Source organism: Agromyces mariniharenae, assembly GCF_008122505.1.
Lineage (GTDB): Bacteria > Actinomycetota > Actinomycetes > Actinomycetales > Microbacteriaceae > Agromyces > Agromyces mariniharenae.
In genome coordinates this window covers 1057097-1081633 of record NZ_VSSB01000001.1, presented here as the reverse complement: position 1 = coordinate 1081633, position 24537 = coordinate 1057097, and the positions used below count along the sequence as shown (strand labels likewise).

23 protein-coding genes are annotated in these 24537 nt (G+C 72.8%); 13 read left to right on the top strand and 10 right to left on the bottom strand.

The window, feature by feature from the left end; translation table 11 throughout:
• Positions 1-11: 11 nt before the first annotated feature.
• Positions 12-1646, top strand: a complete 1635-nt coding sequence (locus FYC51_RS04970; RefSeq protein WP_148732530.1) for a response regulator transcription factor — start codon at positions 12-14, stop codon at positions 1644-1646.
• A gap of 95 nt (positions 1647-1741) precedes the next feature.
• Positions 1742-2881, top strand: coding sequence for a flavin-containing monooxygenase (locus FYC51_RS04965; protein WP_238476221.1), 1140 nt, complete (start codon positions 1742-1744; stop codon positions 2879-2881).
• A 60-nt stretch (positions 2882-2941) separates the two neighbouring features.
• Here FYC51_RS04965 and FYC51_RS04960 read toward each other — a convergent pair whose 3' ends face one another.
• The 3 genes from FYC51_RS04960 to FYC51_RS04950 form a co-directional block, all read right to left on the bottom strand.
• Entirely contained in the window at positions 2942-4306 is a 1365-nt protein-coding gene (locus FYC51_RS04960) for an NAD-dependent succinate-semialdehyde dehydrogenase (RefSeq protein ID WP_148732529.1), read from the bottom strand.
• 95 nt (positions 4307-4401) lie between these two features.
• Positions 4402-5184 (bottom strand): PDC sensor domain-containing protein, encoded by a 783-nt coding sequence (locus FYC51_RS04955; RefSeq protein WP_148732528.1) that lies wholly within the window; start codon positions 5182-5184, stop codon positions 4402-4404.
• Positions 5165-5935: a winged helix-turn-helix domain-containing protein gene (locus FYC51_RS04950; RefSeq protein WP_148732527.1), complete on the bottom strand. Its 771-nt coding sequence runs from the start codon at positions 5933-5935 to the stop codon at positions 5165-5167. Before FYC51_RS04950 ends, FYC51_RS04955 begins: the two co-directional genes overlap by 20 nt.
• Before the next feature lie 115 nt (positions 5936-6050).
• Between FYC51_RS04950 and FYC51_RS04945 the strand changes: the two genes are divergently transcribed.
• From FYC51_RS04945 to FYC51_RS04930, 4 genes are read left to right on the top strand one after another with little or no spacing between them, the layout of a single operon-like run.
• Positions 6051-7250, top strand: a complete 1200-nt coding sequence (locus FYC51_RS04945; protein WP_148732526.1) for a CaiB/BaiF CoA transferase family protein — start codon at positions 6051-6053, stop codon at positions 7248-7250.
• Positions 7247-8437 carry an acyl-CoA dehydrogenase family protein gene (locus tag FYC51_RS04940; protein ID WP_148732525.1) on the top strand — a complete coding sequence of 397 codons (1191 nt, stop codon included), beginning with the start codon at positions 7247-7249 and terminating at the stop codon, positions 8435-8437. The genes FYC51_RS04945 and FYC51_RS04940 overlap by 4 nt, the downstream gene beginning before the upstream one ends.
• Complete coding sequence (locus FYC51_RS04935) at positions 8437-9945, top strand: aldehyde dehydrogenase (NADP(+)) (RefSeq protein WP_148732524.1); 1509 nt, start codon at positions 8437-8439, stop codon at positions 9943-9945. Before FYC51_RS04940 ends, FYC51_RS04935 begins: the two co-directional genes overlap by 1 nt.
• Before the next feature lie 37 nt (positions 9946-9982).
• Positions 9983-10240: a hypothetical protein gene (locus FYC51_RS04930; protein ID WP_148732523.1), complete on the top strand. Its 258-nt coding sequence runs from the start codon at positions 9983-9985 to the stop codon at positions 10238-10240.
• A 65-nt stretch (positions 10241-10305) separates the two neighbouring features.
• Here the strand turns inward: FYC51_RS04930 and FYC51_RS04925 are convergent, their stop codons facing one another.
• Positions 10306-10635 (bottom strand): hypothetical protein, encoded by a 330-nt coding sequence (locus tag FYC51_RS04925; protein ID WP_148732522.1) that lies wholly within the window; start codon positions 10633-10635, stop codon positions 10306-10308.
• Between the two features lie 294 nt (positions 10636-10929).
• Here FYC51_RS04925 and FYC51_RS04920 point away from each other — a divergent pair, with 294 nt between their 5' ends.
• The 4 genes from FYC51_RS04920 to FYC51_RS04905 all read left to right on the top strand — a co-directional run bounded on the left by FYC51_RS04920 (position 10930) and on the right by FYC51_RS04905 (position 14163).
• Positions 10930-11751 carry an amino acid ABC transporter substrate-binding protein gene (locus FYC51_RS04920; RefSeq protein ID WP_148732521.1) on the top strand — a complete coding sequence of 274 codons (822 nt, stop codon included), beginning with the start codon at positions 10930-10932 and terminating at the stop codon, positions 11749-11751.
• A gap of 59 nt (positions 11752-11810) precedes the next feature.
• On the top strand, positions 11811-12476 hold the full coding sequence (locus FYC51_RS04915; RefSeq protein WP_148732520.1) for an amino acid ABC transporter permease: 666 nt from the start codon (positions 11811-11813) through the stop codon (positions 12474-12476).
• Positions 12477-12585: 109 nt separating this feature from the next.
• Complete coding sequence (locus tag FYC51_RS04910; protein WP_148734133.1) at positions 12586-13338, top strand: amino acid ABC transporter ATP-binding protein; 753 nt, start codon at positions 12586-12588, stop codon at positions 13336-13338.
• A 30-nt stretch (positions 13339-13368) separates the two neighbouring features.
• On the top strand, positions 13369-14163 hold the full coding sequence (locus tag FYC51_RS04905) for a Pr6Pr family membrane protein (protein WP_148732519.1): 795 nt from the start codon (positions 13369-13371) through the stop codon (positions 14161-14163).
• Here the strand turns inward: FYC51_RS04905 and FYC51_RS04900 are convergent.
• From FYC51_RS04900 to FYC51_RS04890, 3 genes are all read right to left on the bottom strand, one after another.
• Entirely contained in the window at positions 14060-15604 is a 1545-nt protein-coding gene (locus FYC51_RS04900; RefSeq protein WP_148732518.1) for a flavin monoamine oxidase family protein, read from the bottom strand. The genes FYC51_RS04905 and FYC51_RS04900 overlap by 104 nt on opposite strands.
• Positions 15605-15763: 159 nt before the next feature.
• The gene (locus FYC51_RS04895; protein WP_148732517.1) at positions 15764-17173 is read right to left on the bottom strand and encodes an aspartate aminotransferase family protein; all 1410 of its coding nucleotides are present in this window, start codon (positions 17171-17173) and stop codon (positions 15764-15766) included.
• A 123-nt stretch (positions 17174-17296) separates the two neighbouring features.
• On the bottom strand, positions 17297-18835 hold the full coding sequence (locus FYC51_RS04890) for a CoA-acylating methylmalonate-semialdehyde dehydrogenase (protein ID WP_148732516.1): 1539 nt from the start codon (positions 18833-18835) through the stop codon (positions 17297-17299).
• Between the two features lie 148 nt (positions 18836-18983).
• Here FYC51_RS04890 and FYC51_RS04885 point away from each other — a divergent pair, with 148 nt between their 5' ends.
• The 3 genes from FYC51_RS04885 (at position 18984) to FYC51_RS04875 (ending at position 21993) form a co-directional block, all read left to right on the top strand.
• Positions 18984-20657, top strand: coding sequence for a PucR family transcriptional regulator (locus tag FYC51_RS04885; protein ID WP_238476220.1), 1674 nt, complete (start codon positions 18984-18986; stop codon positions 20655-20657).
• Positions 20658-20765: 108 nt separating this feature from the next.
• Positions 20766-21227 carry a VOC family protein gene (locus tag FYC51_RS04880; protein WP_148732515.1) on the top strand — a complete coding sequence of 154 codons (462 nt, stop codon included), beginning with the start codon at positions 20766-20768 and terminating at the stop codon, positions 21225-21227.
• A 13-nt stretch (positions 21228-21240) separates the two neighbouring features.
• On the top strand, positions 21241-21993 hold the full coding sequence (locus tag FYC51_RS04875) for a winged helix-turn-helix transcriptional regulator (RefSeq protein WP_148732514.1): 753 nt from the start codon (positions 21241-21243) through the stop codon (positions 21991-21993).
• A gap of 139 nt (positions 21994-22132) precedes the next feature.
• Here FYC51_RS04875 and FYC51_RS04870 read toward each other — a convergent pair whose 3' ends face one another.
• The 3 genes from FYC51_RS04870 to FYC51_RS04860 are packed head-to-tail and all read right to left on the bottom strand — an operon-like array spanning position 22133 to position 24518.
• Positions 22133-22717, bottom strand: a complete 585-nt coding sequence (locus FYC51_RS04870) for an MOSC domain-containing protein (RefSeq protein WP_238476219.1) — start codon at positions 22715-22717, stop codon at positions 22133-22135.
• A complete protein-coding gene (locus FYC51_RS04865; protein ID WP_148732513.1) occupies positions 22714-23073 on the bottom strand; it encodes a cupin domain-containing protein in 360 nt (119 codons plus the stop codon). The genes FYC51_RS04870 and FYC51_RS04865 overlap by 4 nt, the downstream gene beginning before the upstream one ends.
• On the bottom strand, positions 23070-24518 hold the full coding sequence (locus tag FYC51_RS04860) for an NAD(P)/FAD-dependent oxidoreductase (protein WP_148732512.1): 1449 nt from the start codon (positions 24516-24518) through the stop codon (positions 23070-23072). Before FYC51_RS04860 ends, FYC51_RS04865 begins: the two co-directional genes overlap by 4 nt.
• Positions 24519-24537: the final 19 nt, after the last annotated feature.

Below are 24537 nucleotides of genomic sequence, written 5' to 3'. Positions count from 1 at the left end.
CGGGAGGCGTCATGGACGCGTCGACCGCCCTCGACCGAGGACGCACCGCCTACCTCGAACACCGCTGGACCGACGCCGTCATCGGCCTGGATGCGGCCGATCGCGCGACCGCGACCACCGCACTCGACCTCGAGCAGCTCGCGACCGCGGCCCTCCTGGTCGGGCGGTTCGAGGAGAGCGTCGAGTGGCGCACCCGGGCGCACGAGGCGTTCCTGGCGGATGGAGACCTGGACGACGCGATCCGCTGCGCGGTCTGGCTCGGGATGGAGTTCATGTACGTCGGGCAGCTGGCGCAGGGCGGCGGCTGGTTCGCGCGGGCGCAGCGACTGCTGGAGGAGCATCCCGAGGGTCGCCCCGACCACGGGTTCCTCTTCATCCCCGAAGGGCTTGCTGCCCTCTACGGCGGCGACGGCGCGCGCGCGGCGGCATCGTTCTCGCGCGCAGCGGAGCTCGCCCGCACGGCGAAGGACGCCGACCTCGTCGCGCTCGGCGAGCTCGGCATGGGCCAGTCGGAGATCATGCTCGGCCGGTCGGCGGAGGGTCTCGCCCGGCTCGACGAGGTGATGGTCGCCGTCACGGCCGGTGAGCTCTCGCCCGTTCCCTCGGGCATCGTCTACTGCGAGGTCCTGCAGTGCTGCCGGCAGACGTTCGACGTGCGGCGCGCCCACGAGTGGACCCGGGCGCTCGACCGGTGGTGCGCCGAACGACCCGACATGGTCGCGTTCAGCGGGCAGTGCCACTCGCACCGGGCCGAGCTCTTCCTCCTGCACGGCGCCTGGGCGGACGCGCTCGCCGCGGCGGAGCTGGCGCGGGAGCTCTCGGAGCTCGGCGACCCCAACGGCATGTTCGGGGCGTGCTACCAGATCGGGGAGGTGCATCGGCTGCGCGGTGAGCCGGATGCCGCGGCGGCGGCGTACGAGCAGGCCGCACGCACGGGCTTCGAGCCGCAGCCCGGCCTCGCCCTGCTGCGGCTGGCGCAGGGGGAGCCCGACGTCGCGCGCGCCATGGTCGTCGCCGCGGCGGAACGACTGGATCCGGCGGAGCGCCGCTGGCTGCTCCCCGCGACCGTCGAGATCCAGCTCGGCGTGGGCGACGTCGCCGCCGCGCGTGAGGTGGCCGACGAGCTGCGGGAGCTGAGCCGATCGAGCCCGATGCCGATGCTGCTGGCGGTCGTCGAGCAGGCCGACGCGGCCGTGCGGCTCGCCGAGGGCGATGCTCGTGGCGCGCTGACGGCGTCGCGGCGGGCATGGGCTCGCTGGCGCGACCTCGACGTCCCCTACGAGGCGGCGCGGTGCCGGCTGATCGCGGCCCGGGCGTGCCGTGCCCTCGACGACGAGGCATCCGCGGCGATGGAGCTCGACGCGGCACGCGTCGCGCTCGCCGACCTGGGCGCCGGGCAGGCGCTCGCCGCGGCGGAGGCCGAGTGGTCGACAGAGCCGACGCCGCAGCCGGGCGGACTGTCCGCCAGGGAGGCCGAGGTGCTGCGGCTCGTGGCGGCGGGCGAGACCAACCGCGAGATCGCGAGCGACCTCTTCCTCAGCGAGAAGACGGTCGAGCGGCACCTCAGCAACATCTTCGGCAAGCTCGGCGTGTCCTCGCGGTCGGCCGCGACCGCGTTCGCGTTCCGGCACGGCGTCGCCGACTGACCCGGCGCCGGACGGGGCCGCCCGCAGCCCGCCGCGGTCGCGAATGGGGGATTCTCCCGACGCGGCCCTATCGCGTCATCCGTAGCGTGCCGCCCATGAACGAGACATTCGACCACATGGACGAGACCGATCGAGCGCTCGACGCCGTCGTCATCGGCGGAGGCCAGGCCGGACTCGCAATCGGCTACCACCTCGCGCAGCAGGGTCGCGACTTCGTGATCCTCGACGAACGGGCGCGCGTCGGCGACGCATGGCGCACGCGCTGGGACTCACTGCGCCTGTTCACTCCCGCGCGGTACGACGGGCTGCCCGGCATGCCGTTCCCGGGCGACGGGCTCGCCTTCCCGACCAAGGACGAGCTTGCCGACTACCTCGAGGCGTACGCCGAACGGAATGCGCTCCCGATCCGGCTCGGCGTGCACGTCGACGGTGTCCGCCGCGAGGACGGCGTCTACACGATCACCGCGGGCGATCGTCGATGGACCGCGGAGCGCGTGATCATCACCACCGGTGCGTTCCACGAGCCGAGGACGCCCGACGTCGCAGGCGAGCTCGGGCCGTCCATCGTGCAGCTGCACTCCGCCGAGTACCGCAATCCCGGCCAGCTGCAGCCCGGACCGGTCCTCGTCGTCGGGCTCGGCAACTCGGGTGCCGAGATCGCCCTCGAGCTCAGCCGTACGCACCCCACCAGCGTCTCGGGGACGCCGAGCGGCGAACTGCCCGTGCGCCACGGGCGCGCGGCGGCACGGTTCGTCCTCCCGGTCGTGAGGTTCGCCGGGCTGCACGTGGTCACGCTCGGGACGCCAATCGGGCGGCGCGTCATCCCGAAGCTCTCGGCCCACGCGTCGCCGCTGATCCGCACCCGGCGGAAGGAACTCGCCGGCGCAGGGGTGGCGTCGGTCGGCCGTGTGACCGGCGCCAGCAACGGCCTCCCCGTCGTCGACGGACGGGAGCTCGCCGTGGCGAACGTGATCTGGTGCACCGGATACCGCAGCGACTTCGGATGGCTGCAGGTCCCCGCATTCGATGAGACCGGAGCCTTCCGGCAGTGGCGAGGCGTCGTGGCGTCGGTCCCCGGGCTCTACGTGCTCGGCCTGGACTTCATGTACTCGCTCAATTCGGAGAGCCTTCCCGGCACCGTCCGCGACGCGGCGTACCTCGCCCGGCGCATCGCAGCCGAGCGCCGTGCTGCGGTGGCCCGTCCGCGCGCGGCGGCCGTGCCGGCATCCTCGTGATCACACGACGGCGCGCCCCCGGCCGGAGCCCAGGGGCGCGCCGCCTGATGTCGAGAGGCGTCAGCCGATGCGGATCATCTTCTTGTTGACGAACTCGTCGGCGCCGAAGCGGCCGAGCTCGCGGCCCGAGCCCGAGCGCTTCACGCCGCCGAAGGGCAGCTCCGCGCCGTCCGCCAGCACGAGGTTGACGAACACCATGCCCGCCTCGATCGCGTTCGCGACGCGGTCGGCCTGCGCGGCGTCGGTCGTGTAGACGTAGGAGCCGAGGCCGAACGGGATGTCGTTCGCGATGCGGACCGCGTCGCCCTCGTCGGTCGCGCGGTACACCTGCGCGACCGGGCCGAAGAACTCCTCCTTCGACGCGGGGTTGTCGGACGAGACATCCGTCAGCACCGTCGTCTGGAAGAACGCGCCGTCGCGCGTGCCGCCGTGCACGAGCGTCGCGCCGTGCTCGACCGCGCGCTTGACCTGCTCGTCGAGGCCCTCTGCCGCCTTCAGCGACGACAGCGGGCCGAGCGCCGAGTCCGACGAGGTCGGGTCGGTCGCCTCGACCTCGGCGATCTTCGCGGTGAACTTCTCGAGGAACGGCTCGTACAGCTCGTCGATCACGATGAAGCGCTTCGCCGCGTTGCACGACTGGCCGCTGTTGTCGAGGCGCGCGTCGACCGCGTTCTGCACGGCCGAGTCGAGGTCGTCGGTCGAGAGCAGGATGAACGGGTCGGAGCCGCCGAGCTCGAGCACGACCTTCTTCAGGTGACGGCCGGCCACCTCGGCGACCGCGGCGCCGGCCCGCTCGGAGCCCGTGAGCGAGACGCCCTGCACGCGCGGGTCGGCGATGACGGTCTCGATCTGGTCGTGCGACGCGTAGATGTTGACGTACGCGCCTTCGGGGAAGCCCGCGTCGGCGAAGATCTGCGCGATGGCCGCGGCCGATTCGGGGCACTGCTCGGCGTGCTTGAGCAGGATCGTGTTGCCGATGATGAGGTTGGGGCCGGCGAAGCGGGCCACCTGGTAGTACGGGAAGTTCCACGGCATGACGCCGAGGAGCACGCCCAGCGAGGAGCGACGGATCACCGCCGAGCCGTCGCCCGCGAGGAGCGACACCGGCTCGTCCTTCAGGAACTCGGCCGCGTTGTCGGCGTAGTAGCCGTAGATGTCGCCGGCGAAGTCGGCCTCGGCGAGGGCCTGCTCGATGGGCTTGCCCATCTCGCGCACGATGATCTCGGCCAGCTCCTGGCGGCGCTCGACGTGCAGCTCGCCCACGCGGCGGATGAGCGCGGCGCGCTCCTCGACCGTGGTCGACTTCGACCAGGTGCGGTGCGCCTCATCGGCGGCGGCGATGGCGGCCTCGAGCTCGGCGTCGGTGATGGTCGGGTACGTCTTGACCGTCTCGCCGGTGGCGGGGTTGGTCACGGCATAGCTCATGGGAGTTCTCTCCTTCTCAGGTGCACGCACGCCAGAGCCTCCGTCTGCCGCGGTGCAGTCGCTCGTCCGTCAAAGATATACCACTGAATGATTGATCACGAACCGGATGCCGCGGGCCGCACGCGCACGGCGAACGGCGTGCCGGCGCACGGCACCGTCTCGGCGCCCGGGCCCGCCAGCTGGCCGACCTGCAGCGCCGGCTCGGTGGAGAGCACCACCCGGCCGTGCTCGTTCACGAGCGCGAGCGGCTCGTCGACGTCGAGGAACGTGGCGAGCAGCGCGCGCTCGAGCGTGCGCACCGCGACGTCGGCGCCGACGACGCCGACCATGCGCTCGCCGTCGACGTCGTGCACGGGCATCGTGAGCGTGAGGATGTAGTCGCACGTGCAGAGGTGGTCGACGTAGGGGCCGGTGACGTGCGCGTGCCGCGTGGTGGCCGGGATGCGGTACCACTCGAGGGCGCGGAAGTCGCGGAGGTACTCGGTGTAGCCGCGCGTCGAGAGGTCGAGCCGGGTGGGTCCGTCGGTGGACCCGAGCACGGGGTTGTCGTCGAGGGGCCCCAGCCACCACGCGAAGTGCACGCCCTTGCCGCGCACCACCTCGCCGTCGGCGATGAACCCCGCGCCGACGAGCATCGGGTCGGCCTCCTCGAGCCGCGGGAGCACGAGGTCGGCCACCGTCGCGTCGAGCGTCACCGGGCGGACCTCGCCGCTCGAAGCGCTCCCGGCCGTGCCGCTCGCAGCGCCCACGACGCTCGCCGCACTCACGCTCGCGGCGAGCAGCTGCTCGATCGGCGTGCGCCACGCGGCGAGCTGGTCGAACACGCCGCGGAACACCTCGCTGACGGCGTCGGCGACCTCAGTCGGCGTGCGGCTCATCGAGCGCACCCCCTCGCTCGACCCGGGCCTTCGCGGCGAGCAGCCGACGCGCGAGCATCCCGACGAGCTCGCCGGCCGCCTCGCGCGCCCGCGCCGCCCGGTGCCGGGCCACCGCCCGAACGATGCGCTGGTCGAGGTCGGCGACCTCGTCGCGGGCGCCCTCGTCGGCGAGGCCGAGCAGGAGCAGCGGCCCGAACTCGGCCTGGAGCCGGATCTGCTCGCGCACGAGCCGCGCCGACTGGCTGAGCACCGCGAGCTCGAGCAGGAACCCGCCCTGGTTGGTGCGCGCCGCGGCCGGGGTCGAGAAGTCGGCGTTGCGCAGCCAGCCCGCGAGGTTGGCTGCGTCGTCGTCGGACGCGCGCTCGGCCGCCCGCTCGGCCGCGCCCGCGAGGATCGCGCCGAAGTACACCGCCATGTCGCTGAGTTCGACCTGGGCGAGCCCGCGGAGCCGGGCCGTGAGGATCGTGCGGTGCTCGGCGTCGTCGTGCACCACGAAGCTGCCGCCTTCGCGGCCACGGCGGGTCTCGACGAGGCCGGCGTCGCGCAGGATGCCGAGCCCCTCGCGCACGGTGATGAGGGCGACGCCGAAGCGGCGGGCGAGCTCGGGCTCGCTGGGGAGGCGCTCGCCGGGGTCGAGCACCCCGAGCACGATGCCGTCGGTGAGGCGCTGGGCGACCTGCTCCGCACGGCCGGCGTCGGCGAGCTGGGCGAACACGGCTTCGCGCGCCCCGGGACCGACCCTCGTCTCCATGGGACCACGTTAGCCGAGGGGTGCGCTCGCGAAGGCCGCCGCGCGCAAAAAAGATTCGATATAGGATGAATCCCGCGCGCCCGGCCGGGCCGCATCATGCGAAGGCGGATGATCCATGACCGAGTCGACCCGGGCGACGCCGCGCGGCGCGCTCGCCGGCGTGCGCGTCGCGGACTTCTCCCGCGTGCTCGCGGGCCCCTACGCCACCATGACGCTCGCCGACTTCGGCGCCGACGTGATCAAGGTCGAGTCGCCGGCGGGCGACGACACCCGGCACTGGAAGCCGCCCGTCGACGCGGCGGGGGAGGCCACCTACTTCGGCAGCGTGAACCGCAACAAGCGGTCGGTGGCGCTCGACCTCGCCACCGAGGAGGGGCTCGCCGAGGCGCGACGGCTCGCGGCATCCGCCGACGTCGTGGTCGAGAACTTCCGCCCCGGCGTGATGGACCGGTTCGGCCTGTCGTATGACGAGGTGCGCGCCGCGAACCCCGGGGTCGTGTACTGCTCGATCACGGGCTTCGGCACCGGCGACGGAGCGACCCTCGCGGGATACGACCTGCTCGTGCAGGCCGTCGGCGGCCTCATGTCGATCACCGGCGAGCCCGAGGGCGAGCCGTCGAAGGCGGGCGTCGCGCTCGTCGACGTGCTCTGCGGGCAGAACGCAGTCGCCGGCATCCTGCTCGCGCTGCGCGACCGCGACCGCACCGGCCTCGGCCAGCGCGTCGAGGTGAACCTACTGCAGAGCCTGCTCTCGGCGCTCACGAACCAGGCGGCCTCGACGCTCGCGACCGGGCGGGCGCCGCGACGGCTCGGCAACCGGCATCCGAGCATAGCGCCGTACGCCGTGTTCCCCGCCGCCGACCGCGACCTCGTGATCGCCGTCGGCAACGACCGGCAGTTCCGCGCGCTCGCCGTGCTCCTCGGCGTGCCGGCGCTCGCCGACGACCCCCGCTACGCCACGAACGAGGCCCGCGTCGCGCACCGCGACCTGCTGCACGCCGAGCTCGAGGGCGCGCTCGCCGCGGCATCCGCCGACCACTGGGTGCGCGCGCTGACCGACGCCGGCGTGCCCGCCGGGCTTGTGAACGACGTCGCCGAGGCCATCGCGTTCGCCGAGTCGCTCGGGCTCGAGCCCGTCGTCGAGTTGGGCGCGAGCCGCACCGTCGCGAACCCCATCGGCCTCTCGCAGGCCGCCCCCGACTACCGCACGCCCCCGCCGCGGCTCGACGAGCACGCCGGCGCGGACTGGCTCGCGCGCGACCCGCGCGAGCCGCGCGACCGTGAGACTCCCCGTGAGAAAGGACCCACCGCATGACCACGGCCCCACGCCTCGACGAGGTGTTCGACCTCGACGGACTGCTCACCGACGAGGAGCGCGACTGGCAGCAGCGCGCTCGCGCGTTCGCGCAGGAGCGGATCCTCCCGATCATCGAGGAGGACTTCGAGCAGCGGCACTTCCGCCGCGAGCTCGTGCGCGAGCTCGGCGAGCAGGGCTTCCTCGGCATGCACCTCGAGGGCTACGGCTGCGCGGGCGCCGGCGCGGTGAGCTACGGCCTCGTCTGCCTCGAGCTCGAGGCGGCCGACTCGGGCTGGCGCACGTTCGTCTCGGTGCAGGGTTCGCTCGCGATGAGCGCGATCCGCCGCTACGGCTCCGAGGAGCAGAAGCAGCGGTGGCTGCCGGGCATGGCGAAGGGCGAGCTCATCGGATGCTTCGCCCTCACCGAGCCGCAGGGCGGCTCCGACCCCGCCGCGATGACCACGGTCGCGCGCCGCGACGGCGACGAGTGGGTGCTCGACGGCGCCAAGCGCTGGATCGGGCTCGCGTCGATCGCGGACGTCGCCGTGGTGTGGGTGCGGGTCGAGGAACCTGCCTTCGGCGAGGGCGGCGCCGCCGTGCGCGGCTTCCTCGTGCCGACCACGACGGCCGGGTTCACCGCGACGCCGATCGAGGGCAAGCTCTCGATGCGCGCGTCGGTGCAGTGCGACGTCGAGCTCGACGGGGTGCGCGTGCCGGCCGATGCGATCCTGCCCGGGGCATCCGGACTCTCGGGGCCCTTCGGCTGCCTCAACGAGGCCCGGTACGGCATCGTCTGGGGCGCCATGGGAGCCGCGCGGTCGTGCTTCGAGGCCGCGCTCGGGCGCTCGCGCGAGCGCGAGGTGTTCGGCAAGCCGATCGGCGCGAACCAGCTCACGCAGGCGAAGCTCGCCGACATGCTGCTCGAGCTCGAGAAGGGCATCCTGCTCGCCCTCCACCTCGGGCGGCTCAAGGAGCAGGGCCGCCTCACGCCCGCGCAGATCTCGGTCGGCAAGCTCAACAGCGTGCGCGAGGCGCTCGAGATCGCGCACCAGGCCCGCACGATCCTGGGCGGCGACGGCATCACCGACGCCTACCCGGTCATGCGGCACGCGGCCAACCTCGAGTCGGTGCGCACCTACGAGGGCACCGACGAGATCCACCAGCTCATCCTCGGCCGCGCCCTCACGGGGCTGAACGCGTTCTGATGAGCGGCCGTCACACCGTCGCCGCCGACGCGACCGCCCAGGCCACGGATGCCTCGCGCGAGGTCGACGCCGTCGTGCGCGCCGCCGCGGCCTCCGGCGTCGACCGCTCGACACGCGCCGAACGCGGGACGTGGCTTCGGGCGCTCGCCGACGCGATCGAGTATCACCGCGACGAGCTCGTCGGCCTCGCGCACGGCGAGACCCACCTCTCCGAGGCGCGGCTCGGCGGCGAGGTCGTGCGCACGGCCACCCAGCTGCGCTTCTTCGCCGGCGTCATCGAGGAGGGCTCCTACCTCGAGGCGACCATCGACCCGCCCGACGCGCGGCTCATCCCGCCGCGCCCCGACCTGCGACGGATGCTGCGGCCCATCGGTTCCGTCGCGGTGTTCGCCGCGTCGAACTTCCCGTTCGCGTTCTCGGTGCTCGGCAACGACACCGCGTCGGCCCTCGCCGCCGGATGCCCCGTCGTCGTGAAGGCGCATCCGGGGCATCCGCTGCTCTCACGACGTGTGGCCGAGGTCGCCCGCGTCGCGCTCGCCGAGGTGGGCGCACCCGCCCATGCGCTCTCCGTGATCGAGGGACTCGACGCGGGCGTGGAGCTCGTGGGGCATCCGCTCGTCGCCGCGGTCGGCTTCACGGGCTCGCTGCGGGGCGGACGCGCACTGTTCGACCTCGCCGCGGCGCGGCCCGCGCCGATCCCGTTCTACGGGGAGCTGGGGTCGCTCAACCCCGTCGTGGTCACGCGGGCGGCGGCCGACGCCGACGTGGAGGCTGTCGCGACCGGGCTCGCCGGCTCGTTCACCCGTGACGGCGGCCAGTACTGCACGAAGCCCGGACTCGTGTTCGTGCCCGACGGCACCGGCTTCGAGGAGGCGCTCTGCGACGCGCTCGGCACGGTCGGCTCCCAGCGGCTGCTCACCGACGGCATGGCGACCGCCTTCGCCGACGGCGCCGCCCGGCTGGCCGGCCTCGACGGCGCGGAGCTCGTCTGGCGCGGCGCGGCCGAGGGTGCGGACGCCCCGGCCACCGTCGTCGCGACCGACGCGTCCGCGCTCGTCGCCGCTGCGGACGCGTGGCTGCAGGAGTGCTTCGGGCCGCTCACCGTGCTCGTGCGCTATCGCGACGACGACGAGCTCGACGGCGCGCTCGCGACGCTCGAGGGCAGCCTCACCGCGACGATCCACCTCGCACCGGGTGAAGACGTGACCGCCCTCGCCGGGAAGCTCGAGCGCGTCGCCGGGCGACTCGTGTTCAACGGCTGGCCGACGGGCGTCGCGATCGCCTGGGCGCAGCACCACGGCGGGGGCTGGCCCGCAACGACGGCGTCGGTGCACACCTCGGTCGGCGCGACCGCGGTCCGCCGGTTCCTCACGCCCGTGGCGTACCAGGACGCGCCCGCTGAGGTGCTGCCGCCGGAGCTGCGCGACGGGAACCCGCTCGGGATCCCGCGGCGTGAGGACGGCGTGCCGACACCACGTGGACACCGTGGCGACACTTCGCCTGAGTAGGCATAACATCGTTGATGCAACGAAGCAAGGAGCACCGATGAAGGCAATGGAGCCTCGTCTCACCCGTGCCGTCGTGGAGTGGACCGGCTGGGGCAGCACGCCCCGTCCCGCCCGAGACGACGCCCGGGTCATCGCACGGTTCGGCGGAGTCGCCGGACCGGCACTCGCCAAGGCGGCCCGCACCCTCGAGGCCGACTACGCCGCGTCCTCCTCGGAGTTCCGGCTGCGGCACCCCGAGCTCGGCGGCGACGCCGTCGACGCGCTCGCCTGGAGCGCGGCCTACGACCGCGGCTGACCGGCGCGCATGATGCGAGGCGACCGCCCCCGCCGGGGACGGCCGCCTCGACGCGTGCCCGTGGGTCAGTTGATCCCGGGGATCACCAGCCAGCGATTCGCGAGGATGAGGTACAGCGCGATCGCCACGAGCGCGATGATCGTGATCGTGCGTCCCGTGCGTCCGCCGGCGAACAGCGCAACGGCCAGCACGATGAGCGTCACCACACCCAGCACGATCGCGCCGAACGGGATGGCGGGGATGAGGAGCGCGAGCAGGAACAGGCCCGCGACGACGATCTCGATGATGCCGACGATCGTCGAGCCGCCGCGCGCCCGCAGGCGCAGGATGCCGTCGACGAGCGCGAGCGCACCGCCGATGATGGCGATGATGAGGAGCCAGGACAGAGCGATCATGGGATTCCTTCGGGTTGGCGTGAGGGACACCGCGACGCGGGAGGGGACTCCCGCGACGTCGCCAGCGTAGCGAGGACGCGCCCCCGCGGCGAGGGGTTGCGATGGATGCCCCGCGGCGTGTATTCCGTCTCGCGCATGCGCCGACGGCGGGACATCCGTCCCGATCTCGCGGCATCCGGAATGCAACGCGGAGTCATGCGGTTTCACCTCGCGGTCGCCGCGTGCTGGACTGGTTCCGCCCGGCGACGAACGAACGCCCGCCGGGCCTCGACATTCCCCACGAAGGAGCACCACATGACCCCCGCCCGTCGCGCCCGCACCCTGCTCGGCCTCGCCGCAGCATCCGCCGCACTCGTCGCCCTCGCCGCCTGCTCGAGCGGCGCGCCCGCGGCGAGCGACAGCGCGGAGGGCGGCGACGAGTACGGCCTGCTCACGGCGGGCACGCTCACCGTCGCGACGGAGGGCACGTACCGCCCGTTCAGCTTCCACGAGGACGGCTCCGGCGACCTTGTCGGCTACGACGTCGAGCTGGCCGAGGCCGTCGCCGAGAAGCTCGGCCTCGAGGTCGAGTTCCAGGAGACGCAGTGGGACGCGATCTTCGCGGGCCTCGACGCGGGCCGCTTCGACGTGATCGCGAACCAGGTCTCGATCAACCCCGAGCGCGAGGAGCAGTACCTCTTCAGCGAGCCGTACACCGTCTCGCCCGGCGTCATCGTCGTGAACGAGGGCGACTCGTCGATCTCGAGCTTCGACGACCTCGCCGGCAAGACCACCGCGCAGTCGCTCACGAGCAACTGGTACCAGCTCGCCCAGGAGTCGGGCGCGAACGTCGAGGCCGTCGAGGGCTGGGCGCAGGCCGTCTCGCTCCTCCAGCAGGGCCGGGTCGACGCGACGATCAACGACAAGCTCACCTTCCTCGACTACGTGAACACGACGCCCGACGCCGCGATCGAGGTCGCCGCGGAGACCGACGACCCGTCGCTCAGCGCGCTCACGTTCACGAAGGACAAGCAGGCCCTCGTCGACGCCGTGAACGGCGCGCTCGCGGAGCTGCGCGAGGAGGGCGTGCTCGCCGAGCTCGGCGAGAAGTACTTCGGCGCCGACGTCTCCGAGTAGGTGAGCCCGTCACCGGGTAGGGTGGCGGCGCGGCGGATGCCGCCGGAGGGAGGCTCCCCGTGAACGAGGACCTGCAGCTCTTCCTGGAGTCGTTCTGGCCCATCGTCTGGGGCGGCATCACAGGGACGATCCCGCTCGCACTCATCTCCTTCGCGATCGGGCTCGTGCTCGCGCTCGGCGTCGCGCTCATGCGGCTGTCCAGGAACCGCGTGGTCTCGGGCATCGCCCGGTTCTACGTGTCGGTCATCCGCGGCACGCCGCTGCTCGTGCAGCTGTTCGTGATCTTCTACGGGCTGCCGGCCATCGGCGTGGTGATCGACCCGTGGCCGAGCGCGATCGCGGCGTTCTCGCTGAACGTCGGCGGGTACGCGGCCGAGGTCATCCGGGCCGCCATCCTCTCGGTGCCGAAGGGCCAGTGGGAGGCGGGCTACACGATCGGGATGTCGCACGCGAAGACCCTGCGGCGCATCATCCTGCCGCAGGCGGCGCGTGTCTCGGTGCCGCCGCTGTCGAACACGTTCATCTCGCTCGTGAAGGACACGTCGCTCGCCTCGCTCATCCTCGTGACCGAGCTGTTCCGGGTGGCGCAGCAGATCGCGGCGTTCAGCCAGCAGTTCATGCTGCTCTACCTCGAGGCCGCGCTCATCTACTGGCTGTTCTGCCTCGCGCTGTCGTCGGGGCAGAATGCCCTCGAGAGGAGGCTCGACCGCCATGTCGCACACTGATCCTGCGGGTCGCGACGGCAACGGCGAGGAGCGGGTGCCCACGGGCGGTTCCGCGGGCGGTTCCGCGGGCGGCGACGCCCTCGCGCCCGAGACGCCCGCCGACCACACGATGGCGCTCACCGCGCGGGGCATCCGCAAGTCGTTCGGTCAGAACGAGGTGCTGCGCGGCGTCGACCTCGAGGTGCGCCGCGGCGAGGTCATCGCCCTCATCGGACCGAGCGGCTCGGGGAAGACGACCGTGCTGCGCTCGCTCAACGGACTCGAGACGCCCGACGCGGGCACCATCGCGGTCGACGGGGGTCCGTCGATCACGTTCGGCGCGCCCGTGCCGAAGGCCGACCGGTTCGCGCTGCGCGACCGATCGGCGATGGTGTTCCAGCACCACAACCTCTTCCCGCACATGACGGTGCTGCAGAACGTCATCGAGGGGCCGACGCAGGTGCAGCGCGTGCCGAAGGCGAAGGCGATCGCCGAAGCCGAGGCGCTCCTCGCCCGCGTGGGGCTCGCCGAGAAACGGGACGCCTACCCGTTCGAGCTCTCGGGCGGGCAGCAGCAGCGCGTCGGGATCGTGCGCGCCCTCGCGCTGAAGCCCATGCTCCTGCTCTTCGACGAGCCGACGAGCGCGCTCGACCCCGAGCTGGTCGGCGAGGTGCTCGCCGTCATCAAGGAGCTCGCCGAGGAGGGCTGGACGATGGTCATCGTGACCCACGAGCTCGGGTTCGCGCGCCAGGTGGCCGACGAGGTGCTGTTCCTCGACGGCGGGGTCGTCGTCGAGCAGGGTCCACCGTCGCGGCTGTTCACCGCGCCGCGCGAGGAGCGCACGCGCCGGTTCCTCGACCGCATCCTGCGCCCGTTCGACTGACGTCGGAGTCGCTGGGCGTAGCGTTGACGCATGGCCGCCCGCACCCCCGGAGTCACCGCTCCGGGTGCGCGGGCCCGCGCGGAGACGGCTCCCGACGCCCGCATGCCGGGCATGCGCGAGCGGCGCGCACTCGGGATCTTCCGCGTGCTCATCGCCGTGATCGAGGTCGTCGCGCTCATCGGCAACTACGAGTACGTGCTCGGATTCCGCTTCTTCGCCACCGCGAACTTCTTCAGCTACTTCACGATCCAGTCGGCGATGCTCGCCGTCGCGACGCTCGGCATCGCCGCCGGCTACGCCCTGCTCGCGCCCAACGACCCGCCGTGGCTCGGCATCCTGCGCACCATGGTGACCGCCTACCTGCTCGTCTCGGGCATCGTGTTCGCCCTCATCGTGAGCCAGGCGTCGACGCGCGACTACCGCGTCGACGTGCCATGGTCGGACACGCTGCTGCACTGGGTCGTCCCGGCGCTCGCCGTGATCGCGTGGACCACCGACAGCATCATGGCCGTGAACCCGCCCGTGCCGTGGTCGACGGTCGGCTGGGTGCTGGTCTTCCCGTCGCTCTGGCTGCCGTACACGCTCTGGCGCGGCGCCGACGTGGGCTGGTACCCGTACTTCTTCCTCGACGAGGCGCAGGTCGGCGGTGCGCTGGGCGTCGCGCTGTACTGCGCGCTCGTGCTCGCGATCTTCGTCGCGGTCACGGCCGTGCTCGTCGCCGTCAACCGGGCGCTGTGGCGTAGGGCGCGAGCCCGGCGAGGATCACCTCGAGGAACTCCCGATCGTCGAGCGCTTCCAGTCGAGGTGCCTGCCCCGCTGCGATGACGCCCACGAGGATGGGCTCGCCCGTCTCCCGTCCGACGTCGAGCCAGGCGGCGACGGGCGAGGGCGTCCCCACGAGCGTGAGCACGTCGGGCACGGATGCCGCGGGCTCGACGGATGCCGCGTCGCCCGAGGCATCCGCCCCGCCGTCGCCACCGTCGCCGCCCTCGGCTCCGGCGCCGACGCGCCAGAACGCCTCGTCGAACCGCAGCCACACCATGTCGATCGCGCCCGTCTCGAGCACGGCGATCGCGCGCTGGTGCGCGTACGGGAGCGCTGGCGAGAAGCGGAGGGTGTCGGACTTCAGTACCCCGAGCGGCACCGTCACGATCGCCCGGTCGACGGTGAGCGACTCGCCCGAGTCGAGCCGGAGGCTCACCCGGGTGTCGTTGTAGGCGATGCGCGTCACGACGCTCGAGACGGCGATGTCGACCTGGTCGGCGAGTCCGTCGAGCAGGTCGGAGAGGCGTCCGGTCACGAGGCGCGAGCCGGGCGGGAACGCGGTGCTCGGCGCCGTCCGTGCCGAGACGCGGTTCGACGGCGCGCCCGTCGCGGGCTGCACCCCGCTCGAGATGGTGTGCGCGAGCCACGACGCCGGGCTCACGCCGTCGGGGCCGGGGTCCTGCGAGAGCGGGACGACGCCCGACTGCACGAGCGCGTCCGCGAGCGAGACGTCGCGGGGCGCGGCCTCGGCCCAGGCGCGCGCGGTGGCGACCGCCTCGTCGCCCGTCGGTGGGATCGCCACGACGGTGCCGTCGGCGGTGCGGGCCTCGACCACCCCGTCGAACGCCAGGGTGTCGACGGATGCCGCGCCGAGCGCCTCCGCGAGCGGCTCCTCGTCGGGCACCAGCACTGGGCCGAGCTCGACCGGCCGGTCGAAGCCGTCGGCGTTCACCGACCACACGCGCCCGCCCGCGCGGTCGCGCGCCTCGACGACGACGACCTCGAAGCCCTCCTCGACGAGGTGCACGGCCGCCGTGAGCCCGGCCATGCCCGCGCCGATCACGGCGATGCGCTCGCCGGGCTCGGCGGTGCGGGCGAGCTGCTCGGCTGCGGCGAGCCCCGAGTCGCGCGCGCCGGTGATGGTGCCCGGCGCATCGGGGGAGCAGGCCTCGCCGGCGATCCAGAGCCGGTCCTCGACGGGTTCGGCGAGCGACGACCGGAGCTCGGGGGTCGTGCCGACGCCGTCGAACGAGAACGCGCCGCGCGCGAACGGGTCGGAGCTCCAGCTCGAGCGCCGCATCGCCGTCGGCAGCGGGACGCCGTCGGGCACCGCGGGCGTCGGCGTCGGGGTGGGCGACGGGGTCGGGCTCGCGGTGGGCGTGCCGGTCGGGTTCGGCTGTCCCCAGGTGCAGCTCGAGAGTGCGACGGCGGCGATCCCCGAGAGCGACGCGGCGAGGAAGGTACGCCGGGCCATGCCGCCGGACCCCGCCCGAGACTCCATGGGATTCAGGCTAGTCGACGGGTTCCCCGCGGGTTGCGGAGGGCGCGGAGCACCCGCCCGCGCTGGTCGATCCCGAAATGCATGAGCATCCGCACTTCGGCCCCGTGGACACCTGTCGTGCGGATTCTCATGCGTTCTCGCCGGCGCTTCCCGCCCTCCTCAGCCCGCGACGTAGCCGTCGGCCACGTCGAGCGCCTCGTCGATCACGTCGAGGCCGCGCACGAGCTCGTCCTCGGTGATCACCAGCGGCGGCGCGACGTGCATCCGGTTGAAGTGGAGGAACGGCCAGAGGCCCGCCTGCTTGCACGCGGCCGCCACGGCGGCCATCGGCGCGGCATCCGCCCCAGATGCGTTGAACGGCACGAGCGGCGCGCGCGTCGCGGCATCCGCCACCAGTTCGATCGCCCAGAACAGGCCGAGGCCGCGCACCTCGCCGACCGACGGATGCCGTTCAGCCATCGCCCGCAGGCGCGGCTCGACGACGCGCGTGCCGAGGTCGCGCACGCGCTCGAGGATGCCGTCGCGCTCGAACACCTCGAACGTCGCGACGCCCGCCGCGCACGCGAGCGGGTGGCCCGAGTACGTGAGGCCGCCCTGGAACGACACCGTGTCGAAGTGCGCCGCGATGCGCTGCGAGATGACCACGCCGCCGAGCGGCACGTAGCCCGAGTTCACGCCCTTCGCGAAGGTGATGAGGTCGGGGGTCACGCCGAAGTGGTTCACCGCGAACCACTCGCCGACGCGGCCGAAGCCGACCATGACCTCGTCGGCGATGTAGACGATGCCGTACCGGTCGGCGAGCTCCCGCACGCCCTGCAGGTAGCCCGGCGGCGGCACGAGCACGCCGTTCGTGCCGACCACCGTCTCGATGATGATCGCGGCGATCGTCGACGCGCCCTCGAGCGTGATGACCTGCTCGAGGTGCGCGAGCGCGCGCTCGGTCTCCTCCGCCTCGTTCGAGGCGTGGAACGACGAGCGGTACGGGTACGGCCCCAGGAAGTGCGCGACGCTGCCGTCGCTCGGCTCGTTCGCCCAGCGGCGCGGGTCGCCCGTGAGCGAGATGGCGGTCGCGGTGCCGCCGTGGTAGCTGCGGTACATCGACAGCACCTTGCGGCGGCCCGTCACGGCGCGCGCCATGCGCACGGCGTACTCGTTGGCGTCGGCGCCGCCGTTGGTGAAGAACACCTTGTCGAGGTCGCCGGGCGCGACCTCGGCGATGCGCCGGGCGAGCTCGCCGCGCACGTCCGACGCCATCGACGGCTGGATCGTCGCGAGGCGGCCGGCCTGCTCCTGGATCGCCGCGACGAGGTCGGGGTGCTGGTGCCCGAGGTTGAGGTTCACGAGTTGGCTCGAGAAGTCGAGGTACGCGTTGCCCGCGTAGTCCCAGAACGTCGAGCCCTCGCCCGCCGCGATGGGCAGCGGGTCGATGAGGGCCTGCGCGCTCCACGAGTGGAACACGTGGCCGCGGTCGTCGCCGCGCACCTGCGCCTCGGCGGCTGCGTCGGGCAGCGGATGCCGCGTGCCGCTCCGGTCGACGTAGGTCGCCGTGTCGATCAGGGTGTCGGTCATGGGGAGGGTCCTTTCAGGTCGGTCGTCGAGTAGCGCCGCCGGAGGCGACGCGTATCGAGACGCCCACGTCGGGTCTCGATACGCGTCCGGCTGCGCCGGGCGCTACTCGACCACCGGTGGCGATCAGTGGTTGCTCGGGAAGCCCAGGTTGACCTGCGACTCCGACGGGTCGGGCCAGCGCGTCGTGACGACCTTCGAGCGGGTGTAGAAGTGCACCGACTCGGGGCCGTAGATGTGCGAGTCGCCGAAGAGCGAGTTCTTCCAGCCGCCGAACGAGTAGGCGCCGATCGGCACGGGGATCGGCACGTTGACGCCGACCATGCCGACCTCGATGTCGAACTCGAACTGGCGGGCCGTGCCGCCGTCGCGCGTGAAGACGGCGACGCCGTTCGCGAAGTCGTTCGCGTTGATGAGGTCGACGGCCTCCTCGTACGAGGCGACGCGCACGACGGAGAGCACCGGGCCGAAGATCTCGTCGTCGTAGACCCGCATGCCGGGCTTCACGTGGTCGACGAGCGAGGTGCCGACGAAGAACCCGTCGCCCTCGAACGCCTGCAGCGTGCCGTCGACGACGACCGTCGCGCCCTCCGCCGCGGCGCCCGTGACGTACGAGGCGACCTTGTCGCGGTGCTCGCGGGTGATGAGCGGGCCCATCTCGCTCGCCGGGTCGGTGCCGTCGCCGATCTTCAGGGTCGCCATCCGCTCGGCGACCTTCGCGACGATGGCGTCGGCGACCTCGTCGCCCACCGCGACGAGCACCGACACCGCCATGCAGCGCTCGCCCGCCGAGCCGTATGCGGCCGAGACGGCGGCATCGGCCGCGGCGTCGAGGTCGGCGTCGGGCATGACGACCATGTGGTTCTTCGCGCCGCCGAGCGCCTGGACGCGCTTGCCGTTCTCGGACGCTCGCCGGTAGATCGATCGGGCGATCGGCGTCGAGCCGACGAACGAGACCGCGCGCACGTCGGGCGAGTCGAGGATCGCGTCGACCGCGACCTTGTCGCCGTGCACGACGTTGAGCACGCCGTCGGGAAGGCCCGCCTCCTGGAAGAGCTTCGCCAGGAAGATCGCGGCGCTCGGGTCCTTCTCCGACGGCTTCAGCACGACGGTGTTGCCGCACGCGATCGCCGAGGCGACCATCCAGAGCGGCACCATGACCGGGAAGTTGAACGGCGTGATCGCGCCGACCACCCCGACCGGCTGCTTGGCCTGGTGCACGTCGACGCCGCGTGCGACCTGCTCGGACCGCTCGCCCTTCAGCAGGTGCACGAGCCCGGCGGCGAACTCGACGTTCTCGATGCCGCGGCTGATCTCGCCCTTGGCGTCGGAGAGCACCTTGCCGTGCTCGTTCGTGAGGATGGCGGCGAGCTCGTCCTGGTGCTCGACGAGGAGGTGCCGGAGCTTGAAGAACACGTCCGCCCGCTTGATGAGGCCGGTTGCTCGCCAACCGGGCAGTGCGGCCTTCGCGGCGGCGATCGCCTCGTCGACCTCGGCGGTCGAGGCGAACGCGACGCGACGCGACACCTCGCCGGTGGCGGGGTTGAAGACGGGACCGGTACGGTCGTCGCCGCCGACCTCGCGGCCGGCGACGAAGTGACGGACGAGGGCGGTCTCGCGCTCGTCGACGACCTGAGGGTCGACGGTGTCCTGGACGAGGCTCATGGCGCTCCTTCGGTTGGTTCGTGACGACGGATGCCTCGGCACCCCATCGACGGGATGTGCTTGCCGCCGGACAGTATGGTCGGACAGATCGACCGAGTTCGTCTAGGCTGGCGTTCCCAAGTCTTACAGAGCCAGAGAGGCCCTACAGATGGCAGACCGTCGCGAAGACGTTCCGAACCATACGGATCGTCCGAACGGCCCCGGGGAACAGCGCGGCGACGCCGGGCTGCCGACCGTGCGCGAGATCCTGACCCTCGAGGCCGTGGCGCACGGCGTTCCCGAGGTGCTCGCGAGCGACGACGCGCTCGACGCGCGCGTGCGCTGGGTGCACGCGTCCGACAGCGCCGGCGTCGCTCGCCTGCTGAACGGCGGCGAGCTCCTGCTCTCGACCGGCTCGGGCTGGCCGACCGAGCCGACCGACCTCGAGGCGTTCATCGCGGGCCTCGTCGACGCCGGCGTCGCGGGCCTGGTGCTCGAGCTCGGCGTGCACTACCGCTACGTGCCCGCGGTCGTGGAGCAGTCGGCCCGCGAGCACGGCCTCGCCCTCGTGGCGCTGCACCGCGAGGTGAAGTTCGTGACGCTCACCGAGGCCGTGCACAGCCGCATCATCTCCGAGCAGACCGAGGCGCTCCGGGCCCGCGACGAGGTGCGTGAGCGCTTCACGGCGCTGAGCCTGCGCGGCTCGCCCGCGGACTTCATCGTGCACCAGCTCGCGCAGACGCTCGGCGCCGCGGTGGTGCTCGAGAACCTCGCGCACGAGGTCGTCGCGGCGGAGGTGCCGCCCGCCGCCGAGGAGGGGCTCTTCGCCGACTGGGAGGCGCGCTCGCGCGCGGCGCACCGCGACGACGAGCAGCGCCGACGCGACGGCGGTCCCGCTGGCGCCGACGAGTGGCTCATCGTGCCCGTCGAGGCCCGCGGCATCCGTTGGGGGCACCTCATCGCACTGCCCGGACCCGCGCATCCCGCGGGTCGCGTGAGCGTGCTCGAGCAGGGCGCGATCGCGCTGGCGCTCGGCCGGCTCGCCGACGGCGGTGCGGACGAGTGGACGCGCATCGGCCGGCAGCGGCTCGTCGATGCGCTGCTCGAAGGGCGGTTCGCGGGTGTCGCCGGGGCATCCGCCCGACTCGAGGCCGCCGGGCTCCCGGTGATGGGGGCACGGCTGTACGGCATCGTCGCGACGGGTCCGGCGATCCCCGATGGTGCGGCGGATGCCGCGGCGCGCGCCCTCGGCGGCCGGGCGATCGACGGCGTGGCGCCCGGCGCGACGGTCACCCGATCGGCACGGGTCGTGCTGCTGTCGCTGCCCGGCACGCTGTCGGATGCGGCGGCGAGCCGGTTCGCGTCCGACCTCGTCGGCGGCGACGCGGCATCCGCCGACCGGCTCGTCGTGTCGATCGGCTCGGTCGCCGACGGGCTCGACGGGCTGCTCGCCTCGGTGCAGGAGGCGACGGACCTCTCGCGCGGGGCACGCCCGCGCGGCGTGCGGGGCGCGGTGCTGCGGCGCGCCGACGAGCGACCGCTCATGCGGCTCGTGACGTCGCTGCGCGACGACCACCGGCTGCTCCGGCACAGCGAGCGGATGCTGCAGCCCATCATCGAGTACGACCTCGCCCGCGACGGCGACCTGCTGCACGTGCTCGGGGCGGTGCTCGCGCATCCGGGCAACCGCACGGCGGCGGCCTCTGCGAGCCACCTGTCGCGGTCGGTGTTCTACCAGCGGCTCGCCCTGATCGGCGACCTGCTCGGGGCCGACCTCGATGACGGCGAGACGCTCACGGGGCTGCACCTCGCGTTGCTCGTACGCCGCAGCGCGGCGAGCTGAACCCCGACGACCGAATCTTTTACTTGCTATTGACAAGTTCACTTGCAAAGAGCAAGCTGAGGATCACAATCGGAACCACCGATCGACGACGATCCACCGGAGGACACCATGACCGCCACGAACATCTTCGTGAACATCCCCACCACCGACCTCGACCGCGCAAAGGCGTTCTACGAGGCGCTGGGCTTCACGATCAACCCCAACTTCACCGACGAGAACGCCGCCTGCGTCGTGCTCAGCGACACGATCTACTTCATGGTGCTGACGCGCGAGTACCTCGGCACGTTCACCGACAAGCAGATCATCGACCCGAAGACCCAGGCCCAGGTGTCGATCGCCCTCACCCGCGACTCCCGCGAGGACGTCGACGCCGTCCTCGCCAAGGGCCTCGCCGCCGGCGGCAGCGAGCCGCGTCCGGTGCAGGACTACGGATTCATGTACTCGCGCGACCTCGACGACCCCGACGGCAACAACCTCTCGTTCCTGTTCATGGAGCCGGCGGCGGCCGAGATGGGTCCCGAGGCCTACATGGCACAGCAGGGCGCCGGCGCCGAGGCGCCGTCGGCCTGACCGGACGCGCCGAATGGCCACGCGCGCCACTCGGGGCTTCGGCCAGTACAGCGGCGTCGCCCGTGCCGTCGAGCGGGTCGGGGAACGGTGGGCACTGCTCATCGTCCGCGACCTGCTCGTCGGCGCACGCCGGTATGGCGACCTGAAGGCCGGCCTGCCGCGCATCCCGACGAACATCCTGGCCGACCGGCTGAAGGAGCTGCAGGAGGCGGGCGTCGTCCGCCGCGTGCCGACCGTGCGCGGCGGCTACGAGCTGACCGAGCTCGGGCGCGCCCTCGAGCCCGTCGTGGTCGCCCTCGAGCGCTGGGGATGGTCCACCCTGGGCGAGCCCGCCGAGGGCGAGCTGGTCACGGCCGACGCGCTCGCGATCGCGCTCGGCGCCGCGTTCCGGCCGGATGCCGCGGCGACGCTACCCCCCACCGAGTACGTGCTGCACGTCGGCGACGTCTCGCTCTCGGCGATCGTGACGGGCCGCCACCTCGACGTCGCTCCCGTCGGACCGGGCGCACTCCCGCAGCCGCGGCGCCCGATCCCCGACGTCGCGCCCGAGGACGTGCTCGAGCTCGCGGTCGAGCCGACGGGGTTCCGCGACCTCGTCTCGGGCGTCCGGGGGACCGTCACCGTGAAGGGACCGCCGTCGGGCGTCGCCATCCTCGACGGAGGGAGCGCCCTGCTCGAGCGCTTCCGCCTCACGTTCCGCATCGACCCGGTGGCGCCGCCGACCGGCGCGGCGAGCGAGGCCGGCGACGCGGCATCCGTCGCCTGAGCCGGCGGTCCCGGTCGTCGAGCAGCGCCCGCCGAAGGCGGACGCGTATCGAGACGTGGCAGGCCGATGGGTGAGAGCACCGCGTCTCGATACGCGTCGCGCTTCGCGCGGCGCTACTCGACGACCGGAGGCCCGAGCGTCAGACCACGGGCAGCGCTTCGTGCGGCTCCACCGGCAGCACGACCAGGATCGGGTCGCCCGCGCGCACGACGCCGTCCGCGACGACGACGGCCATCACCCCGGCGCGCCGGTGCGTGCCCGAGGCGTCGCGGCGGATCATCCGGCGCATGAGCCCCGGCTGGAACCGATCGATCTGCACGCACGGATTCCGCAGCCCCGTCAGCTCGACCTCCGCGGCGTCGCCGAGCCGCAGCCGCGTCCCGAGGGGGAGCGACAGCAGGTCGATCCCGCTCGTGGTGACGTTCTCGCCGAGCTCGCCCGGCCCGACCTCGTGGCCCTCGACGGCGAGCTCGTCGAACAGCTCGCGCTGGAGCAGGTGCACCTGTCGCACGTTCGGTTCGGTCCACGTGCCGCGGAACCGCGACCGGCGCCGAACGGTGGCTCCGGCGTGCGCGTCGCCCTCGATGCCGTGGCCGGCGACGAGCCGGATCTCGTCGCGCACGGGCTTCGTGAACCGGTGCGCGTCGTCGCGCGCGACGGCGACGACCGCCGCGACGCGCGTCGCGGCATCCGTCAGGCCGTCGCGTTCGCGGTCGTCGCTCACGGTGAGACGTACACCTTGCGCAGCGTCTGCCGCACCGTCCAGATCGTGCGCATGCCCGACTCGAGGCGCACGACCGAGCCCGGACGCAGCACGATCGGCGACGCGTGCGGATGCTCGAACTCCATGGTCGCGGCGCCCGCGAGCACGACGAACACCTCGTCGGCCTCGACGTCGCGCATCGCGCCGACCGACATCTCCCAGACGCCGACCGTGCGTCCGCCGTCGTCGTCGAGCACGAGGTGGCCCGTGGTCGGCGCGCCGGCGACCACCTGGTCCGCCTCGACGGGCACGTGCTCGAGTGCGACCGTCGCGGCATCCGCGATGACGCCCGGATGCAGGCGGGGCGCGTCGCTCATGAGTCGAACCCCAGGCCGAGGGCGTCGAGTGTCTTCAGCAGCATGTTGCGCCTGCCTCTCGTGTGGTCGGCGCGGTCGAGCGACCAGCGCGTCGCGTTGATGCCCATGGCGGCGATGGGCTCGGGCGGGAACGGCAGCGGCCGTTCGCGCACCATGCGCAGCCGGGTGCGCTCGTTGTCGCGCTGCTCGAGCAGGTCGAGCACGACCTCGCCGGCGAAGCGCGCGGCGGCCACGCCGAGGCCCGTGAACCCGGCGGCGTAGGCGACCCGGTTGTCGCGCGCGGTGCCGTAGAACGCGGCGAACCGCGTGCTGGTGTCGATCACGCCGCCCCACCGGTGCGAGAACCGCAGGCCCTCGAGCTGCGGGAACGTCGTGAAGAAGTGGCTCGCGAGCCGCTCGTAGCTCTCGGCGCGATCCTCGTAGCGCTCGAGGATGCGCCGGCCGTAGTGGTAGACCGCGTCGTAGCCGCCGAACAGGATGCGGCCGTCGCGCGTGGGCCGGTAGTAGTGGAACTGGTTGGCGAGGTCGCCGAGCCCCTGCCGGTTCGCCCAGCCGATCGACGCCTGCTGCTCGGCGGTGAGCGGCTCGGTCATGAGCACGTAGTCGTAGACCGGCACGGTCATGAGCCGGTTGCGCTTGAGCAGGCTCGGGAACACGTTCGTCGCGAGCACCGCGCGCTGCGCGATCACGCGCCCGCCGTCGGTCACGACGGTCACCGCGCCCGTCGAGCCGGGGGTCTCGATGCGGCGCACGCGCGACTGCTCGAAGATCTCGACGCCGAGCTCCTCCGCGACGCGGGCGAGCTCGGCGGCGAGCTTCGCCGGGTGCAGGATGGCGCTGCCCCGAGTGTCCCAGACGCCCGCGAGGTAGGTGGGGGAGTCGACCTCGGCGCGCACCTGGTCCTGGTCGAGGAATCTGACGCCGTCGTCGCCGCGGGCCGCCGCCTCGGCGACCTCCTCCTCGATCCAGTCGACCTGATGCGGCTCGACCGCGACGCCGAGGGCGCCGTTGCGCTCGAACTCGAAGTCCATGCCGAGCTCGGCCTCGGCGGCCTCGATCGCGTCGAGGTTCTCGTACCCGAGCCGCTCGAGCGTCGGCATCTCCTCGGGCCAGCGCGACGTCCCGTTCTCGCGGCCGTGCGTCAGGCTCGCCTCGCAGAAGCCGCCGTTGCGACCGGATGCCGCCCAGCCGACGGACTTCGCCTCGACGAGCACGACGTGCGCGTCGGGGTTGCGGCGCTTCGCGAGCACCGCCGTCCACAGGCCGGTGTAGCCGCCGCCGACGACGACGAGCTGCGCGACGTGCTCGCCGGTGAGCGCGGGCCGCGACCTCCCCGCCTCGGCGCCCAGGTCGTCGAGCCAGAACACGCGGTGCTCGCTCCCGGCGAGCGAGTGCTCGATGACGGATGCCGGCGGCCGGCGGCGTTCGAATACGGTCGTTCCCACGGCGGTCTCTCCAAGGCGG

What these genes read in the sequence shown, in the direction of transcription:
- FYC51_RS04970 (WP_148732530.1), top strand. Translation starts at nt 12, where the DNA reads ATGGACGCGTCGACCGCCCTCGACCGAGGACGCACCGCCTACCTCGAA.
- FYC51_RS04965 (WP_238476221.1), top strand. Translation starts at nt 1,742, where the DNA reads ATGAACGAGACATTCGACCACATGGACGAGACCGATCGAGCGCTCGAC.
- FYC51_RS04960 (WP_148732529.1), bottom strand. Translation starts at nt 4,306, where the DNA reads ATGAGCTATGCCGTGACCAACCCCGCCACCGGCGAGACGGTCAAGACG.
- FYC51_RS04955 (WP_148732528.1), bottom strand. Translation starts at nt 5,184, where the DNA reads ATGAGCCGCACGCCGACTGAGGTCGCCGACGCCGTCAGCGAGGTGTTC.
- FYC51_RS04950 (WP_148732527.1), bottom strand. Translation starts at nt 5,935, where the DNA reads ATGGAGACGAGGGTCGGTCCCGGGGCGCGCGAAGCCGTGTTCGCCCAG.
- FYC51_RS04945 (WP_148732526.1), top strand. Translation starts at nt 6,051, where the DNA reads ATGACCGAGTCGACCCGGGCGACGCCGCGCGGCGCGCTCGCCGGCGTG.
- FYC51_RS04940 (WP_148732525.1), top strand. Translation starts at nt 7,247, where the DNA reads ATGACCACGGCCCCACGCCTCGACGAGGTGTTCGACCTCGACGGACTG.
- FYC51_RS04935 (WP_148732524.1), top strand. Translation starts at nt 8,437, where the DNA reads ATGAGCGGCCGTCACACCGTCGCCGCCGACGCGACCGCCCAGGCCACG.
- FYC51_RS04930 (WP_148732523.1), top strand. Translation starts at nt 9,983, where the DNA reads ATGAAGGCAATGGAGCCTCGTCTCACCCGTGCCGTCGTGGAGTGGACC.
- FYC51_RS04925 (WP_148732522.1), bottom strand. Translation starts at nt 10,635, where the DNA reads ATGATCGCTCTGTCCTGGCTCCTCATCATCGCCATCATCGGCGGTGCG.
- FYC51_RS04920 (WP_148732521.1), top strand. Translation starts at nt 10,930, where the DNA reads ATGACCCCCGCCCGTCGCGCCCGCACCCTGCTCGGCCTCGCCGCAGCA.
- FYC51_RS04910 (WP_148734133.1), top strand. Translation starts at nt 12,586, where the DNA reads ATGGCGCTCACCGCGCGGGGCATCCGCAAGTCGTTCGGTCAGAACGAG.
- FYC51_RS04905 (WP_148732519.1), top strand. Translation starts at nt 13,369, where the DNA reads ATGGCCGCCCGCACCCCCGGAGTCACCGCTCCGGGTGCGCGGGCCCGC.
- FYC51_RS04900 (WP_148732518.1), bottom strand. Translation starts at nt 15,604, where the DNA reads ATGGAGTCTCGGGCGGGGTCCGGCGGCATGGCCCGGCGTACCTTCCTC.
- FYC51_RS04895 (WP_148732517.1), bottom strand. Translation starts at nt 17,173, where the DNA reads ATGACCGACACCCTGATCGACACGGCGACCTACGTCGACCGGAGCGGC.
- FYC51_RS04890 (WP_148732516.1), bottom strand. Translation starts at nt 18,835, where the DNA reads ATGAGCCTCGTCCAGGACACCGTCGACCCTCAGGTCGTCGACGAGCGC.
- FYC51_RS04885 (WP_238476220.1), top strand. Translation starts at nt 18,984, where the DNA reads ATGGCAGACCGTCGCGAAGACGTTCCGAACCATACGGATCGTCCGAAC.
- FYC51_RS04880 (WP_148732515.1), top strand. Translation starts at nt 20,766, where the DNA reads ATGACCGCCACGAACATCTTCGTGAACATCCCCACCACCGACCTCGAC.
- FYC51_RS04875 (WP_148732514.1), top strand. Translation starts at nt 21,241, where the DNA reads ATGGCCACGCGCGCCACTCGGGGCTTCGGCCAGTACAGCGGCGTCGCC.
- FYC51_RS04865 (WP_148732513.1), bottom strand. Translation starts at nt 23,073, where the DNA reads ATGAGCGACGCGCCCCGCCTGCATCCGGGCGTCATCGCGGATGCCGCG.